At 48.8% G+C, this 16,530-nt stretch carries 16 protein-coding genes, 1 tRNA gene and 1 pseudogene; 4 read left to right on the plus strand and 14 right to left on the minus strand.

The genetic code is table 11. From position 1 onward, the window contains the following. Positions 1 to 44 precede the first annotated feature (44 nt). Positions 45 to 203: pseudogene (locus PP769_RS19800) on the plus strand (FmdB family zinc ribbon protein); the annotation flags it as partial. Positions 204 to 229: 26 nt separating this feature from the next. Here the strand turns inward: PP769_RS19800 and PP769_RS15000 are convergent. Beyond that, a complete protein-coding gene (locus PP769_RS15000) occupies positions 230 to 448 on the minus strand; it encodes a hypothetical protein (protein ID WP_312641568.1) in 219 nt (72 codons plus the stop codon). A gap of 415 nt (positions 449 to 863) precedes the next feature. On the opposite strand from PP769_RS15000, the gene PP769_RS15005 reads away from it, so the two are divergent. Continuing rightward, positions 864 to 1,445 (plus strand): OmpH/Skp family outer membrane protein, encoded by a 582-nt coding sequence (locus PP769_RS15005; RefSeq protein WP_312641570.1) that lies wholly within the window; start codon positions 864 to 866, stop codon positions 1,443 to 1,445. Positions 1,446 to 1,809: 364 nt separating this feature from the next. On the opposite strand, the gene PP769_RS15010 is transcribed toward PP769_RS15005, so the two are convergent. From PP769_RS15010 to PP769_RS15020, 3 genes are all read right to left on the minus strand, one after another. Further along, a complete protein-coding gene (locus PP769_RS15010) occupies positions 1,810 to 2,151 on the minus strand; it encodes an STAS domain-containing protein (RefSeq protein ID WP_312641572.1) in 342 nt (113 codons plus the stop codon). Positions 2,152 to 2,692: 541 nt separating this feature from the next. Next, positions 2,693 to 4,846 carry a TIM-barrel domain-containing protein gene (locus PP769_RS15015; protein WP_312647056.1) on the minus strand — a complete coding sequence of 718 codons (2,154 nt, stop codon included), beginning with the start codon at positions 4,844 to 4,846 and terminating at the stop codon, positions 2,693 to 2,695. Positions 4,847 to 5,415: 569 nt separating this feature from the next. Beyond that, positions 5,416 to 5,937 (minus strand): hypothetical protein, encoded by a 522-nt coding sequence (locus PP769_RS15020; RefSeq protein WP_312641574.1) that lies wholly within the window; start codon positions 5,935 to 5,937, stop codon positions 5,416 to 5,418. Between the two features lie 639 nt (positions 5,938 to 6,576). On the opposite strand from PP769_RS15020, the gene PP769_RS19805 reads away from it, so the two are divergent. Continuing rightward, the gene (locus PP769_RS19805; protein ID WP_376753451.1) at positions 6,577 to 6,918 is read left to right on the plus strand and encodes a tyrosine-type recombinase/integrase; all 342 of its coding nucleotides are present in this window, start codon (positions 6,577 to 6,579) and stop codon (positions 6,916 to 6,918) included. Position 6,919: 1 nt separating this feature from the next. On the opposite strand, the gene PP769_RS15025 is transcribed toward PP769_RS19805, so the two are convergent. Further along, positions 6,920 to 6,996 (minus strand) — tRNA-Arg (locus PP769_RS15025). 356 nt (positions 6,997 to 7,352) lie between these two features. Here PP769_RS15025 and PP769_RS15030 point away from each other — a divergent pair. Then, on the plus strand, positions 7,353 to 7,820 hold the full coding sequence (locus PP769_RS15030; RefSeq protein WP_312641576.1) for a hypothetical protein: 468 nt from the start codon (positions 7,353 to 7,355) through the stop codon (positions 7,818 to 7,820). Between the two features lie 285 nt (positions 7,821 to 8,105). On the opposite strand, the gene PP769_RS15035 is transcribed toward PP769_RS15030, so the two are convergent. From PP769_RS15035 to PP769_RS15075, 9 genes are all read right to left on the minus strand, one after another. Continuing rightward, on the minus strand, positions 8,106 to 8,897 hold the full coding sequence (locus PP769_RS15035) for an ABC transporter permease (RefSeq protein ID WP_312641578.1): 792 nt from the start codon (positions 8,895 to 8,897) through the stop codon (positions 8,106 to 8,108). Beyond that, positions 8,894 to 9,631 (minus strand): ABC transporter ATP-binding protein, encoded by a 738-nt coding sequence (locus PP769_RS15040; protein ID WP_312641580.1) that lies wholly within the window; start codon positions 9,629 to 9,631, stop codon positions 8,894 to 8,896. The genes PP769_RS15035 and PP769_RS15040 overlap by 4 nt, the downstream gene beginning before the upstream one ends. A 17-nt stretch (positions 9,632 to 9,648) precedes the next feature. Beyond that, positions 9,649 to 10,347: a cytochrome c3 family protein gene (locus tag PP769_RS15045; RefSeq protein ID WP_312641582.1), complete on the minus strand. Its 699-nt coding sequence runs from the start codon at positions 10,345 to 10,347 to the stop codon at positions 9,649 to 9,651. A 5-nt stretch (positions 10,348 to 10,352) separates the two neighbouring features. Beyond that, positions 10,353 to 10,856 (minus strand): molybdopterin-guanine dinucleotide biosynthesis protein B, encoded by a 504-nt coding sequence (mobB, locus tag PP769_RS15050; protein ID WP_312641584.1) that lies wholly within the window; start codon positions 10,854 to 10,856, stop codon positions 10,353 to 10,355. 81 nt (positions 10,857 to 10,937) lie between these two features. Next, positions 10,938 to 12,167: a molybdopterin molybdotransferase MoeA gene (locus tag PP769_RS15055; protein WP_312641586.1), complete on the minus strand. Its 1,230-nt coding sequence runs from the start codon at positions 12,165 to 12,167 to the stop codon at positions 10,938 to 10,940. Positions 12,168 to 12,382: 215 nt separating this feature from the next. Continuing rightward, positions 12,383 to 13,348 (minus strand): Mrp/NBP35 family ATP-binding protein, encoded by a 966-nt coding sequence (locus tag PP769_RS15060; protein WP_312641588.1) that lies wholly within the window; start codon positions 13,346 to 13,348, stop codon positions 12,383 to 12,385. 64 nt (positions 13,349 to 13,412) lie between these two features. Continuing rightward, positions 13,413 to 13,892, minus strand: a complete 480-nt coding sequence (locus tag PP769_RS15065; protein ID WP_312647057.1) for a MogA/MoaB family molybdenum cofactor biosynthesis protein — start codon at positions 13,890 to 13,892, stop codon at positions 13,413 to 13,415. 24 nt (positions 13,893 to 13,916) lie between these two features. Next, positions 13,917 to 14,873 carry a twin-arginine translocase subunit TatC gene (gene tatC / locus PP769_RS15070; protein ID WP_312641590.1) on the minus strand — a complete coding sequence of 319 codons (957 nt, stop codon included), beginning with the start codon at positions 14,871 to 14,873 and terminating at the stop codon, positions 13,917 to 13,919. A 61-nt stretch (positions 14,874 to 14,934) separates the two neighbouring features. Beyond that, positions 14,935 to 16,449 (minus strand): Do family serine endopeptidase, encoded by a 1,515-nt coding sequence (locus tag PP769_RS15075; protein WP_312641592.1) that lies wholly within the window; start codon positions 16,447 to 16,449, stop codon positions 14,935 to 14,937. Positions 16,450 to 16,530 lie beyond the last annotated feature (81 nt).

Raw genomic sequence — 16,530 nt, forward strand, 5'->3', positions numbered from 1 at the left:
GTTACAAAACCCTTTAATTGACGTCTACTCTCTGGAGGTACCCCGTGCCCATTTATGAATATCAATGCACCGGTAGCGGTGAGCGATTTGAAATTCAACAAAAAATGTCAGACCCTCCTATTCAAACCTGCGATCAATTATCCTGTGGTTGTGGCAAAGCTGAACCTGTCACAAAAGTGATCTCAGCTCCGGCCATCATGTTCAAGGGATCGGGATGGTATGTCACGGACTACTCGGACAAACTCAAAGCGCCCGAGAGTAAATCAGAGAACAAAGGGAAACCGGCTGACACCAGCACAAGCGAATCCAAAACAGACAATAAGACCGGTTCGACCGGCTCTGATAGTGGGTCCAGTTCAACGACCCCCACATCCGCCCCGTCCGCTGGGTCTACGGGATCAGGTGCGGCTTCGGGATCAGGAACATCGTCAAGTTCCAGTGCCTCCACTAGATCCGTGGCTTCTTCTTCATCTAGCAGTAAGTCCTAACTCAGATACACTGGCCGGGGTACCTATACAATACATCCAACCATAAACGAATTCCTGTCCCCACGATAACCCGGCCCCAAAATTAGCCCTGAATCATCAGGCCAGCCAAACATATGTACCCATCTGACCAAGTCATCAGTTCCTCGCAACAAGTCTATAACCGACCTTCTCCTCTTGAGCTAAAATCATTTCCTCTCTCGGCAACAAGAGATATTAGAGCCTTTTGCAACAGCAATGCTGTTTATCCACAAGGATTTGTGACTCTTGACAGCTTCGCCTACCGTCGTTACTCTCATCAGGTTTACCAGTAATTTCAGCCTCTTCGGCATCTCAGGCCGAATGGAGGGTCATCCTTTAATCGCTAGAGGGAAAAGCATGAAGAAGATGTGTGTGAATGGTTTGACAAAAATTGTTGGGGTCCTATTCATCACCGGCATCTGTATCCTGAGTGTGGCTTCGGCACAGCACGCCCTTGCCGCTGGAAAAGATTCCTTCCGCGTCGGTGTCCTTGATCCTCAGACCGTAATTGAAAAGTCAAAAGCGGGAAGTCGGGCCTTGGCGGCTTTAAAGGAACATGCCCAGGCCAGAGAAACCGTGATGAAAAACGATCAAAAGGAATTAGAGAGTCTTCAGGAAGAACTCAAAGCCGCAGAGTCCAACTCCAAGCTGAGTGAGGAGGAGCAAAAACGCAAACAAGAACGGTTTGCACAAAAATATCAAGCCTGGCAAAAACAGGGTCAGGATTTTCAAAATGAACTCGGTCAAAAGCAAAAAGATCTGGTTCAGGAATATATGAAGAAAATCGAAGAAGCCACAAGTGCCGTCGCCGCACGCCATGGCTTTGATGTGGTCATTGATAAAGGTAGTGAAAATACTTTAAAAATTGTGCTCTACAATAGAGATGGGTTAGATCTCACAAATGAAGTCGTAAAGGAATTTGACCGTCGATTCAAATAGCCGTCGATTCATAGCAAGATATTAAAATTTCTCCCCTGTGGGTCAAACTCACAGGGGATTTTTTTATCCTCTCCACTTCATATTGTGAGGATAGAAATCTCGGGTGTTTAACAATCAATAAATCATTCTACAACCCTCAGATTGGAAATGAGTCAAACCATATCATTCAGCCATGGTTTGGACCACAAAATTTTCGGTCTGCGACAGGCTCGAAGTACCCAGTGGTGGACTTCCCAATCCGTTTGTCCTTAACCCGTGGAATTATGAAAGGGATGAACGAAAGAATCCCTGGCAAGTACTGCTTTAGAAATACAGGAGGCTGGATTAACAATACCGGAAAGAAGAAAGAAAGAAGAAACAGTAGTTAGCGCCCGCCGCCTCCGACAGCCTCTTCCTCGGACTGATAGATGGGAATCACCTGAGGCAGGTTAGCATATTCAAGCAACTCTCTTACATGGGATTGAGGGCTCACAATACTCAATCGAATGCGATCGGGCTTCATCCGATGGTACCAAAGAAACATCTGCCCCAATCCCATCGAGTCAATCCAGGTAATGTTTGAGAAATTAAGAATAATATGATGACATCCTATCTCCTGAGCACCCAAAATAGCCACTTCGAGCCCAAGCTTAGAGTCATAATCAAAACGACCGGATAACTCAAGAACTTTTGTATCCTGGCGAACATGTTCCCTGACAGTCAGCATTCCAGACGTTCCTCTTATTGCCCTTTTCGGCAATCACACAGTAAAAATTTAAGATCTCAGAAGAAAACAAAATAATCAGATCCCCAACTGACATGGAGTGATACAAAGTTTCGCACTCAACCCTTCCAGATATTGTTTTCTATTCCACAACATCCCTTTGATTACGGTAGTCTCAAATGCCTGCCCCCTTGAAGGGCAGGATTTTTCCTCCATTCTCTTCTGTATGATCTGGACATTTGAAGATACCGAAAGAGAACTCTTCAGCTTATTAACCGTATTTTGGGATAACCCCATCAAAAGTTGGCAGCATAGTTGGACCAACCCGTTTGGCTCCATGGGAAGATTTTGAATGATTTTGGGAACACACTGCCGGAATCATTCTGGTGGGGAACCGAGGCGTGAACGACAATGACCATATTCATATAACTCCCCTTTTTACCCTTCCTAGGGATCTAATGACGGGGTAAGGACGAGAGTCCTTGATCGTGGCGGAGTGGGGGCAGGGAGGGCTTCTTGGAGATAAGGATTATGCCTTTTAGCATCAGAGCAACTCGAGGGTGATGATCGTGTCCTTGTTAACGGGATAATCCCTGACATGCCTTGAGCCATCACTCGGGAAAATATGAACTTTACCGCCATAACTATTACCTGGTATCGATAGGGTGACTTTGTTACCAGATATTTTGGCATTTATTGTCTTAAGTTTGTTGGTATCGCCGGCGTCCATAACAGTAAAAGTGGTATTTGCGCTGGCGTTTCGCTGGGGGTAATAGAAAATATCCAGATGGGGAGTCGCTTGGTTCCAGGTCCTGTCATTCGCCTTATAGATATTTCCTTTGACTAGCAAACTGTTGGCCTTCACAAAAATGGGCACATGCTCTCTCGCCACTTCTACCTCGAGCCATTGTTTTCCGGAATGATTAGAGCCGTTGTAGTAATCAATCCAGTTTCCCTCCGGCAGATATACTTTTCGAATGGGTTCTTGATTATAAATAGGTGCTACCAATAACGAGGGCCCAAACTGGTACTGGTCCCAGATGGCATAGGTTTGTTCGTCATCGGGATAAATGCCCGCAAGCGGTTTCATCAAGGTTCCCTGCTCGGCTGCGGTATTAAGCAGCGAATAAATATAAGGCATCAACCCCATGCGCTCTTCAAAAACGTGGCGATACAAGCCTTGAAATGACTCCGAGTACCGCCAGGGGGCCCGATCTGTACCGCGACCACTGGCGCCATCCAGCTTTACCTCAAAAAAACCAGTCCATAGGCCAAATTGAATCCATCGCAGATAAAGGTCTTCACTGATTAAGCCAGTATTGCCGGTAAACCCTCCGGCATCCGTACCCCAATTGGGGAACCCCAGATAACTGGCGCGGATGGCATTGGCCATATTGCTGCGCAAGCCCTCCCAATTTGTCCTGACATCCCCTGCCCAGATCGCACTCAAATACGGCTGCGTGCCATGTACCGCCGCACGGGCAAAATTAAACTGGTCTTCGCCCCAGTAATCGGCCAGCGCCTCATGGGTATGCTTGGCATAGAGCCAAATGAATTTACTGCGCCGCTCCAGAATCGGCGTGCCGTCGTACCAGCTTTCGTCATAGGGAAAGTTCTCATCCGCCCGATCCATTTTATGGCCCTGCACGCCCACTTTGTACTGGAGGTCGGTTAAGCGCCGCGAAAATTCCTTGACAGCCTGAGGGTTGCTGAGATCAAAGTACCCTTTATACCCTGCCATGCGCCCCGGAAAATTCTGTTCGCCAAACGTCATCGGCGCAATCCAGGTCATTAAATTAATGTGGTAGTCCTCATGTAATACTTTTATCCACTCCTGAGGGTTGGAAAAGCCGCTACCAAAATTCATTTCTGACCAACCATGTGCACCATCACTATAGGGGCGATCGACAAACAACCCCGTGAAGGGGATTTTCATCTCAGTGAAGCGTCTCGTGTCATCAAGAACATCCTGCTTACCTCGCTTGTGAACGTCACGCCAGATCACGGGACCGGTACTCCAAAGCGGAACCTGTTTGGGTGCACCAATGAGCTGATAATAGTTGACCAATCCATGATCCAACGTTGGTGCATCAAGAATATGCCAATTGAACTGTGTGGCAGCGTGGTATAACTCGGTCCGACCGTTCATCGCAAACTGATAACGGCCTTCAGCGAACGTATTAAAAAAGCTCACATACCCTTTAGTACTAAAGAACATTGGCGAAACAGCGGTGGCATAGTCGGAACGAAACCGGTTGTGTTCTGCGATCGCATTGACATCCTGCACCAACCCCCTCAAATCCGGAGATTTTTGATTATAAGGCTCGGTGGTTTGTTTCACCCCAAACATATGTCCGCCGAGGTCTTCCATGAAAATATTGACATGGGAAAACCAGTCAGCATCACTGGAAAAATGCAATCCTGCCTGATCAGCCTTAATATCAATGATGACTGTTGAATCGTAAATGGATTCTATCTCTTCATCGCTATCTACATCACGGTACATCAGTTGGAGGCGATAGAAACTGTTACTTTTCCTATTGAGCTGGACATCATCCCAGGAGTGAAAATCCAGCATGATATCTTGAATCACCATGATGGGCTGTTGATCCCGGAACACCACCAATACGTTGTCCTTTTGCTCAATCGTTAACGGTATAGGGCCGGCAGCACAGGCGAGATTGCCAATCAATAACACAAACAAGATAACCTGAAAAAACTTAAACATTTCTCTCCGACAAAGTATTGTGATCTATTCCTAAAGCCTCCTCGGCTTTCAAATGCGGCAACCTTAATCACTTGGTTTGAAAATCTAACATCCGCTGTTGAAATACAGGAAAGGAAGCTGCCAAACCCGAGGGAAATGGCCTGAGGATTAAGGCCTGGCACTATGGTCAACGTGAAGTGGGATACTCACCACTTCAATCTCTGACGGAAACGGTATGCTGGTTGACTGCAGGGCGGACCAAAAGGGGAGTAAAGTTTCCCGCCCTTTGGGCGGGGAACTTTACTAATGAGGGGGAGATTGAACGCAAGGTAGGTAAACTGAGTAACCTGCCTCTTGCGGTCGGTCGCCTAAATGAGATGGGTTGCTAGATGCGAGGACAATTGCGGAAGACAACAGAATTGCCCTCTACTCAATTCAATCCAAGAGCCAAATCCGAAAATCTGACATCATTCCCTATTCACCAATAAACTTAAAAACACAATAATCCCAAGAGGTACTCCAAATAATATTTATCCAAAGAAAAGAACACGGGCATTCCCTCATTCCTCCGGTTTCGACCAACGGCGCTTCACATCCCAATATAAATACCAAGTTGCCCAAATGGAGAAAACCACTAACAGAATACCTGCAATTATATCTAGTGAATCCATCGGCTCTGCAGCCGTAGAATGCATCGTTCCGTATGGTTCGGGCAAGTCGCCCTGTTCGATATGCGCAATGGCCTCAGCTGAAAGGGGAATGATCCGATTGATAGACTCGATGCGGAAAATATAGCTGTCACCATATCCCCATGGTGCGCCAGCAACGCGCAGGGGGACCAAACGACCATTTGCCTGCCAATGTACCTGGCGCAACTCAAGCCACCCGTCCCGCACGAGATCACTTGTCACGTCATCAAAAACGGATTTCGCAAGCAACCCAGCGGGATTATCATTTTCTGGGCCCCGTTGAAAGGAGATGCTAACCCAGATGTCGTTGGTTGCTGGATCGACATTTGAATATGCTGAAGAACACTCGACGAAAAACCCCACCAAAATGGCCAAAACCATGATTGCCTTCATGATGTCTCCTTGCCAAACCTTGATGGCTATACTTCATCCATTATCAACGGAGGCACTTGAGTATTGTGGGTCAGGATCACACGGCAAACTCCCTGTCAGCGAGACTTGGAATTCGGCTTTCATCACTCGCCCTTTGCATGAGCAGCCGATTCTCTCTTCGGTCATTATTACTGCAAGATAAGAGATGTGAAGGAATACGCAGAAACGGATAGCATCAACGAAAAAGGCCGGGACATTGCCCAGCCTCTTCCGCCTATTTACTCTTTAACAATGGAGCGACAGGTGTGTGCGAGCCTGTCTGTTTACATCTAACCAGTTTCACCGAGAGAATTCGAATTCTCAAAAACGGATTTTTTAGACTGTGAATCAATCTGCAAGCCCTCAAATGCAGTTGGGGGAGTCGTACCTGGGATTGTTTTGACCAGAGTACTAACGGGAGGGGCTTCCATCTCTTCGGGATCAAATGGCTCCAAAAGTCCACCGAGGTAAATTGTGTTAGGAGCTGGCGTAGGAAACGTGTATTTTCTATGCTCAGTCTGTGGGATTAAAGTTCTTGAAACTCAGGCATTATCAGTCGAATCGGCTCCTTGAACACTTTGTGGCAGGGCTGTCTGCTCGCACGGCTGCAGATTTTGTCGGATTGAACCGTCGAACGGCCATTCACTTTTACAATCGGCTAGCCGAGCCTTTTTTCGTCGGGCCTTTGAAACAGTCCTGAAGAAGGCCGGTATTCAGGATGCCTCTTGGCACAGGCTACGACACACCACCGCCTCCCGGTTAGTCATGGCGGGTGTGACCGTCAAGGAAGTGCTGGGACATCGCAATATCCAAACCACTCTGCGGTATGCGCACCTAGCTCCTAGCCACATTCAGGACGCAATGGAGAAGGGGAGTTTAGCGAATTTGGGACTAGGGACTGGGAGTAAAACTGGGATGGGTCGGATGAAGGACAGGAGAAAGAGACACAAGTTGTTGATTTAATTGGTGCGCCCGGCAGGAATCGAACCTGCGACCCCCGGCTTAGAAGGCCGGTGCTCTATCCAACTGAGCTACGGGCGCACGATAGGAAAATCGCATAGTTAGGGAGTTTGAGTCAACGACCCGGCAGCCGGGGATGCCAATTGTTGCATCCGTCATTTCAGCCCAGAAAATCAAAACCAAAAAACCATAGTTTTTGAGTGAGGTTATCATTTGCTCTGTTGAAACGAAGCAATTCCAAACTCTTAACAACCCTGTCCAGGAAACAGGGGGAAGTCCAAATAAATCCGTTTAGATCGTCAAAAAAGGTGAAAAACGAAAACGGTTCACCTCTAAACTTTCCGATTTTTACACAACTTGCTTAAGATGAAGTTCGTGCATATTGCGTATATAGGATATTCGGATCCAACCGATAGGGTGAGCTATCGGAGGTGGATATGCGAAATAATTGTACCCTCGGGGTTGTAGGTTTCTGTTTACTCCTTGGTGCCTGCGCTTCGCAGCATTCGCCCAATAACAACGTTGATGAACAGGTGGACCTCTATCTCAGCACACTGGACGATAAGCATTTCGTCTGGTGCGAATTAGATCTGGAGCAATGTCGACGTGACTTTGAGGCATGGAAACTTACCACACAAGGTCTCAGTCTAATTAAGGAATTCGAACGGGAGAATACTGGTCAACCGGACAATACTCAGCACTTGCCGAATGTCTTTCGTACGCGATTTGTGGAGGAAGGCCAGTTAGGGGAGGAAATGGTAGACCAAGACGGCAAGGGGCAGAGCTTCGATCGGGATCCGAAGGGTTTGGGAAGATCCTATTGGACTACCGATCAAAATGGAAATCCCAGACAGGAAGGCATGAGTATGACTCCGAAAATTCATGGTCCCCAATCCATGCGCTGATACCCTTGAGGAGCCGGTTAACCTCACCATTCGGTTCAGATCCCTTCGCTTGATCCCCACAACTCCCTGACTATCGAACCGACTTTCCCTTCTTTTAAAATCAAAATTTACATTAAACCTTGCTATTCACTCGAAAGAAAATTCTTAATTCAAACTGTAAAAATTTACTTCTGGAAAGTTTTAATTATTTGCGCTAACGACGATCACGTATTGAGGCCTCTCAACTTTGATTCCAAGAGGTTTCACAGGGGAAAATGATGACAACGATTGGTCTCATCCAAGAACCTATTCCCCAACGCGAACCAGCATGCCGCGATCTTTACAGATATTAAAGGTGTGGTAGAACCATGCCACGATGATCACAAGAAAACCAAAATTGAGGCCCGTGGCCCAAAGCAAATGAGTCACCGGCACATTTCCTGTGGTGAGGACCGCACGCATTCCTTCAAAAATATGCGCAGGAGGAACCATCCAGGCAATGGATTGCAGGACAGGAGGAAGGACTTCAATCGGGTAAAACACACAGGAGATGGGTTGGAAAAGGAAGACCATACCCCAGGCTAGCACTTCGGCCTGCTGCCCAAAGCGCATAATGATTGAGGTGGTGAGCACGCCAATGATCCAGCCGGATACTACCAGATTGAGAACAAACGGGAGCAAGGAAAGGCCCATCTGGAGAATGTCGTATGAATAAAAGACCCAGGCGAAAAGCATCATCAACCCGCCCACGGCAGTGACCTTCAGCACACTCATGGTCATGGTGGCAACGAGATATTCTCCGACCGTTAACGGACTGGCAAACAGGTTCATCAGATTTCGAGCCCACATTTCTTCCAAAAATGAGACCGCAATGCCCTGCTGCGCACGAAACAACACATCCCAGAGGATCAGCGCCCCAAGAAAAAATGAGAGGGCGCCATGCAGCGACATCCCAACTTTTTCCAAATAAATCGTGATAAATCCCCACACCACGAGATCTAGAAACGGCCAATAAAAAATCTCCAGCAACCGGGCAAAGCTTCGCTTGTAGAGATACATATGACGCGATAATAATGCCAGGATACGCCCGAGACTCATGGCCCGTTTTGTTCTCTCGCCAGTTTCAAAAAGACCTCTTCCAGATCCCGTTGAGCGTAGCGTTGAATGATTTCGGTGGCGGTACCTTCCGCCACAATTTTGCCCCGTTGCAGGAAGATGATGCGATCGGACATCTCCTCCATCTCCCGCATGTTGTGTGAGGTATAGAGAATACTCAAGCCTTCCGAGCGTTGGTATTCTTTCAGAAACGATTTAATTTTATTGACGATATCAGGATCCAAACTGGCGGTGGGTTCATCAAGAAACAGCACCTTGGGTTCGGTCATAATGGCTTTGGCGAGGGTGAGCCTCGACATTTGACCGGAAGAGAGTTTTCTCGTCAGTCGGTGCCGAATGTCCTCCATCTCCAACTTTTTGACAATATCATCAATGCGCTGCTGGATATGCTTGAGTTCATAGAGCCTCGCGATGACCTTGAGATTTTCCTCTACCGTTAAGGAAAACGGCATGGAAATGTATGTGGAGGAAAAATTCACCTGCTTCAGAATGGTTTCCCGGTGTGTGGCCAGATCCAGTCCAAACATGTGAATGGTGCCGACCGTCGGCGTGATCAGCCCTAACAACATATGGATGGTGGTGGTTTTGCCGGCGCCATTCGGCCCAAGGAGCCCGAGGATTTCACCTTTTTTGATGTCGAAAGAAATATTATCGACGGCTGTAAAGCCCTGAAACCGCTTGGTGAGGTTTCGAACTGCAACGACAGGGGAATTCATGGAATCTGAGGCAGGCATTAAAACAAAAACCCACCGATTTTATCGGGCAGGTGACAGGTTTCACAGCGCTTGCTCAGCACCTCACCCTCGTAACGTTGTTCCCCATCATGACAACGAAGACAATCGGCCATGTTCGCTTTCCAGAGAACCGAGTCTTTTGGATGAGCCGGCTCATGTGGTTGATCATCGAGTTTGACATGCCCCCGCGGAATCACAATAGGATACGTTTTAATTGGCGCTCCATGCACGACCCGCCCGTGGCAGGTCGTACACCCCTCCCCTTTACCGCGTTTCTCAAAGGCCTCCATGTGTTCCCGATGATTCATGATCAGCCCGACATCTTTGACCGGAGCGGGCAAATCCCGCACAGAGACTTCCGTCACCCGCAAGATGGCTCGATGACAACTGATACACACAGAAGAAGACACATGGGATTCAAGATTATGCGATTCGGTCGGGGTTCCGAAAAATGTGATCGCAACGTCTTCAATTCCGGCCAAGACTTTATCCTGAATAAACCCGGAGACGCCTGGACGCACGTGGCAATCGACGCAAGTGACATCTTTATGACTGGATTGTATCCAGGAATCGTAGGAGGGTCTGATGGTATGACAACTCGCACAGAAGGTAGGCTGATTGGTCAGCGGGATAGCCGCGGCCCCTCCTAAGGCCAGCACCAGGAGTGTGGCCGCAATGAGGGTCAAACCTTTTCCCATGAACGTTACGAATCCCTTTGAAGGGGAAACTTTTTCATGATCAGTTGCGCCAGCCCTTGGACGTCATCCCGATCAAACCAGGGAGCCGAGCATTCAATGCGTTTCATAGAAGCCACCGCCAATAAACCATCTAACGAGACATCCACTTCCTGTAGCTGCTCGCGCACGACGATTACTTTCGGAAACCCCTGGCTTTTCCAGCCTTCGGCAATAATTAAATCGATTTCTCCATTGATGAATCGGTCACGGACTTGGTCGACAGGAAGTTCTTCCGGAACATCCGCAAACATGGCCAGGCTCCCCTTTGATAAGACAATGACCGTACTGGCCCCTGCGCGTTTGTGGCGCCAACTGTCTTTGCCTTCAGTATCCAGATCGAACCCGTGCCCGGCATGCTTGATCGTGGCCACTCGATAACCCGCGTGAGTCAGCTCCGGAATGAGCCGTTCAATCAAGGTCGTTTTGCCACTGTTGGAGCGGCCAACAAAACCCAAAATGGGAGGTGTCATGATGAAGCCTGTACTCCCTTCTATGAGGTCGAATTATGCCAAATAGACAGCGTGACCGATGAAAAATTTATCGTATGTCTTTTAAAAATTCCGTGATAATAATTGGACGTTCACCAAATCGCCCGGCTTTAGAGATTCGACCTCTTCCGGTACATCAATGAATCCATTCGCTTTCACCATTGAGGTGAGGATGCCGGACCCCTGACCCCCAGTTGTCCTGACCGTGAGGACGCCGTTTTCCTGTTGAAGAATGCCGCGGAGGAAATGCCGCCGGTCCGTATGTTTGGAGAACGTTTCCTGGAAAAGGGCCTTCACAACGGGCCGTTCCCACTTTCGATGGCCGCCCATTTTTAACATGGCCGGTCGCACGAGTTGGTCAAAGGTCACCATCGAAGAAACGGGATTCCCCGGCAAGCCAAACGCCAACTTCCCTTGGATTTTCCCAAAGGCTACCGGCTGTCCGGGGCGAATCGCTAATTTCCAGAAATTCATGTCTGCCCCGAGTTCGGCAAACACCGGCTTGGTAAAATCATAATCTCCCATAGAGACTCCCCCCGATAAGACCAAAATATCACAGGTGAGCCCCTGTCGGATTTTGTCTTTTAAGGAATCAGGGTTGTCTTTGGCAATTCCCAAGAGGACAGGGATTCCGCCCGACTCCTGAACCGCAGCCGCAATACCATAGCTGTTGGAATTGACGATTTTATGCTCATTAAATGATTCATCCAGATCCGCCAACTCATCCCCTGTAGAAAGAATGGCCACTCGAGGACGCTGCGACACAAGGACAAAAGATTTGGCCAGAATGGCCAACATGCCGATCTCCCCGGAACGCAGTTGCGTCCCTTTCGGAATGATGCACTCTCCTTCTGTAACATCTTCCCCTTTTGGTCTGATGTTGGAACCCTGACCGGCTTCAATCTTCATGATACGAACCTTCGTCCCTGAAGGCTCCGTGTATTCCACCCGCACAACGGTATCTGCTCCGGCCGGCATGGGGGCTCCGGTCATGATCCGAATCGCTTCCCCTGGACCAACGGCTTTCGTGGCCACGGCCCCTGCCGCGACATCTTCCACAATGTGTAATTCGGGAATGCGAGTGATGGCATAGTCCTGCTTAATGTCGGCCCACCGTACCGCAAAGCCATCCATCGCCGAATTGTCCCATGGAGGATTGGATCGTGGGGCGAGAATGTCTTCTCCCAAAATCCTCCCGAGGGAATCAAGGAGCCCGATTTTTTCACAGCCCAAGGGATGTGCCGCATCCAGGACAGTTTGTTGGGCAGAAGTTAAGGAAGTAAGCTGATCCATGTGTCTTGCCTAATCATGCGGAAGGTTGAAGTGGTTCTCTGAAGACAGCGACACCCTACTCAGAGTCCCGCCAGGAGCACACAACATATATGTTTGTTCATTTCATTACGGCCGCCAATACACATTCAATCCTTGAATATCCAGCCATCCCCTCCCTTCCAAACAAATAGTCAGATGGATCGGAGAACACAGCGCAACCCGCTCTCGGCGACCTGTCAGGCCTTTTTGAATGGAGCCGGCCTGGCCGACACCTTCACCAGCGAGTCTTTCTTTTTACAGAACTCCTCGACTTTGTTCGCAATGCCGTGGATGGCGTCAGCCGTGGGAAGATCCGAATGAAACAACGCATAGGGCTCGCCACGATCACATTGGAGAACCATTTCCGGATCCAGTGGCACACGCCCAAGGAAGGGAACGCCCATGTCTGCGGCCGAGGCTTCACCCCCACCCTTTCTAAACAACTCAATGGATTGGTGGCAATGGGGGCAATCTAACCCGCTCATGTTTTCCACAATCCCAATGATGGGAAGCTCACTATCCCTCGCGAAGGTGACCGACTTTCGGGAATCTAACAGGGCCACTTCCTGTGGAGTGGACACAATGACGCAACCCGTGACATCACCGATCAGATCAATCGTCGTTACCGATTCATTCCCGGTCCCGGGCGGCAGGTCAATCAGCAGAAAATTAAGATCTTGCCATTCCACTCCACCTAACAATTGATTGATGAATTCAAACTTATACGCATCCCGCCAGATAATGGGATCATCCGAATTTTGTAAAAGAAATGACATGGAGGCGATCTTCAGATTATAGGCTTGATGCGGGATAATTCCGCCGCCTGTACTGATTTTGAGTTTTTGGCCTTCGGCTCCCACCATTTTGGGAATATTGGGGCCATGAATATCCATGTCGCATATTCCCACTTCATAGCCTTTGAGGGCCAAACTAATGGCAAGATTGGTGGTCATCGTGCTTTTTCCCACCCCGCCCTTATTGCTCATGACCAATATTTTGTAATCAATGCGCTCCATGCGCTTTCCGACCAGCCAGCGGCTATGTCCTTCGCGGTCCTTTTGGCAGGTTTCGGTTTCATCACAAATGGCACACGCCCACATATAGGTACAGACATCCCCACCCGAACTCGAGGATGGTTGAATCATATTCAGTTCAGTTGCCATGAATCCCTCCACATACGTCCACTACGATGATAGTTTGGATAATATAAATTCGGCCACACATGTGTCATGACGTGGCCATACTTCCCATTTTCTCCACCATATGCTCTAACAGCGGTAGAACGATATTTAAATTTTCCTGCACGCCGTTTATGCTTCCGGGCAAATTCAGAATCAGTGTGGTCCCCTTAATTCCAGCCGTTCCGCGTGAAAGCATGGCAGTTCTGACTTTTTTAAGACTTTCAGCCCTCATGGCTTCTCCAATACCGGGAATCTCTTTTTCAATCACGTCCCTGGTTGCCTCTGGCGCCCAATCGGTTGGCCGCACACCCGTTCCCCCAAGAGTCAAAATGATATGAGGGGCGGTCGTCTCACAGATTGCGTCCAATTGGCGGGAAATGGCCTGACGATCATCCGCCACGACATCATAGGATAAAAGGGTTAATTGGTGGTTCGTCAAGATCCTTTCCAATGGTTTCCGATTCTCATCAGGTTTTTGGCCTGACTGTATTTTGCTGCTGATTAACACCACAGCCACCCGTATCATCACATGCCTCTGCTGGTTTTCATATTACCGCGGACCTGAATCCGGAACGTCGACATATTCCTCATCCCCACCAGACCCGGCTCCCACTGGCTGTGGGGCTAATGGAGGACGCCGAACTGCCGGCGGGCCAGAGACCGGAGCGGATGTCCCAGCGTCCTCACTCTCTGGAGTTTTCTTCTTGCCAAAGACTTGGGCGCTGATAATACCCACTTCATAAAAGAAATACATCGGAATGGCCATAATACATTGATTGAATGGATCAGGCGTGGGCGTAAGAATAGCCGCGAAGAGAAAGGATCCCAGAAAGGCCCATTTCCGGTATTTTCGTAATACAGGAGCATCCACCCATCCTAATTTCGCCATCAAGGTCAACGCGAGGGGAACTTCAAAAATCAGTCCAAAGACCAACATGAACCACAGAATAAAACCCACATAATTGGCAATAGAAATTTGTGCAATAAATCCCGAAGCCAACCCATAGGAAATCAAAAAATGCAACGCGAAGGGCAATACGACAAAAAAGCAGAAGGTCAATCCCAAATAAAAAGCCACTGTGCTAATGGCGGTAAAAGGTCCGACGAACCGTCGTTCCTGGGCATGTAATCCTGGAAGAACAAATTGCCAGATTTCCCACAACCAGTGAGGAGTCGACAAAACAACTGCACATAATCCGGCCACTTTCACATTTTGCCATAAGGCTTCAGCCGGGGAGAGAAAAACAAAGGGAATTTTTGGCAAATCCGATGGCATCCATTCCCATGAATCTAAAATGAAATAATTTTGCAGAGGGATCCGTAGCCAGGACACCAGCGTATCCGCATAAAAAAATGTCCCGACAAAAACACAGGCCATAACAATGACCGCACGGGTAAGTCGCCATTGGAACTCATGCAAATGCTCCATGACGGGCATTTTTTTGTCTTCCAATGGCTTAAAGACTTTCTCTTCAAACCAGGAACCAATTTTGCTTTGTTTAGCCATGTAAGTCCTGCGCCACAAAATCCGAGGGGGGCTCAGAGTCGCCCCCCTCAGTACCTATCCCTTATTGAGGATTCACTGCGATAAACAGATTATTGCCGCGCCGGTTGACCAATAAAACGGCTAACTCATCTTTGGCAATTTTGGACGCAACCTGCTTGAAGTCGTCAATCGTTTTCACACTTTGGCGACTCACTTCTTGAATGACGTCACCAACCTGAATACCCGCAGCCTCAACGGCGCTGCCTGATTCAACTTTTGAGACGACCACACCTTTGATTTGTTCAGGAATATTGAATTCACTCCGGCTTTCCCCACTAATTGGGGCGACGGTCATTCCCGACAATACGTTATCCAGTTTGGCCATAGCCGGAGCTTTCTCTTCTTCTACCGGCCCAGTTTTTGCCAGTGCTTGATCGGATGGCCGTTCCCCCAGTTCCAAGGTCAGCAGGGTCTCTTTGCCCTCGCGTAACACTTTAATTTCTTTTTTCTTTCCAACCTTTGTCCGGGCAACGATATTACGAAGATGGTTGACATCCTTGACGGCTTCACCTCCATATTCAAGGATTACATCACCCCGTTGAAGTCCGGCCTTTGCGGAAGGGCCATCTTCATGTACTTCACTAATCAATACCCCACCCTGTCGACCTTCAGGTAATTGGAATGATTGCGCTAAGGCCGGCGTTAATTCCTGAATGGCCACTCCCATCCATCCTCTAACCACCTTCCCTGTTTCGATCAGGCTTGCGGCGATATCCTTGGCAATACTGACTGCGATCGCAAATCCCACGCCTTCGGAACCACCCGTTCTGGAAAAGATGGCCGTATTGATTCCGATAAGCTCCCCTTTCATATTCACCAGGGCTCCACCGGAATTTCCCGGGTTAATCGCGGCATCCGTTTGAATGAAGTCTTCATATTCGGTGATACCGACACTACCACGGCCGAGGGCACTGATAATTCCCAACGACACGGTATTGCGTAATCCGAAGGGACTCCCGAGGGCTAACACCACATCTCCAACTCGAAGGGATTCATATTCTCCCCAGGCCACTGAAGGAAGCGGGCCATTTTCAAGTTTGACTTTAATGACTGCCAGGTCGGTCTTCGGATCAGTCCCGACAACCGTTGCTGACATCTCTCGTCCATCATGAAAAGACACCTTGATATCACTCGCATCTTCCACGACGTGGTTATTTGTCAGAATATATCCGCGAGAATCAATAATCACTCCGGACCCGGCACTCATACCTGGAGGTCCACCGGGACCACCACCGGGAGGTCCACCGCCAGGGGGTCCTCCGCCGGGAGGCCCACCAAAAGGTCCCGGGGGTAAGCCTCTAGATGGTCCACCCCCACCAGTCACGGCCACATTGACAACCGCCGGACCTACTTTTTCAACAATTTCTGAGAAACCTTCAATGAACGCTCCGGGTATAGCCGCTTGCGTTTGAGCGGGGACCAACCACCCATTTCCAAAAAATCCACCGACCATTCCCAATCCTACAAATAGGACAAGGAAACCCCATGGGGGGGCAATTCGAAACGGCCTGGCAGTGCCAGCAAACAACCGTGACATGTGCATCATCCCGATCTCCTGTTCAAAAAATGTAATAGAAACGGAGTGAATAGGAAAATTTCTATCTCACAACCCTGGGCG

The organism is Candidatus Nitrospira allomarina (assembly GCF_032050975.1).
Classification (GTDB): Bacteria; Nitrospirota; Nitrospiria; order Nitrospirales; family UBA8639; genus Nitrospira_E; species Nitrospira_E allomarina.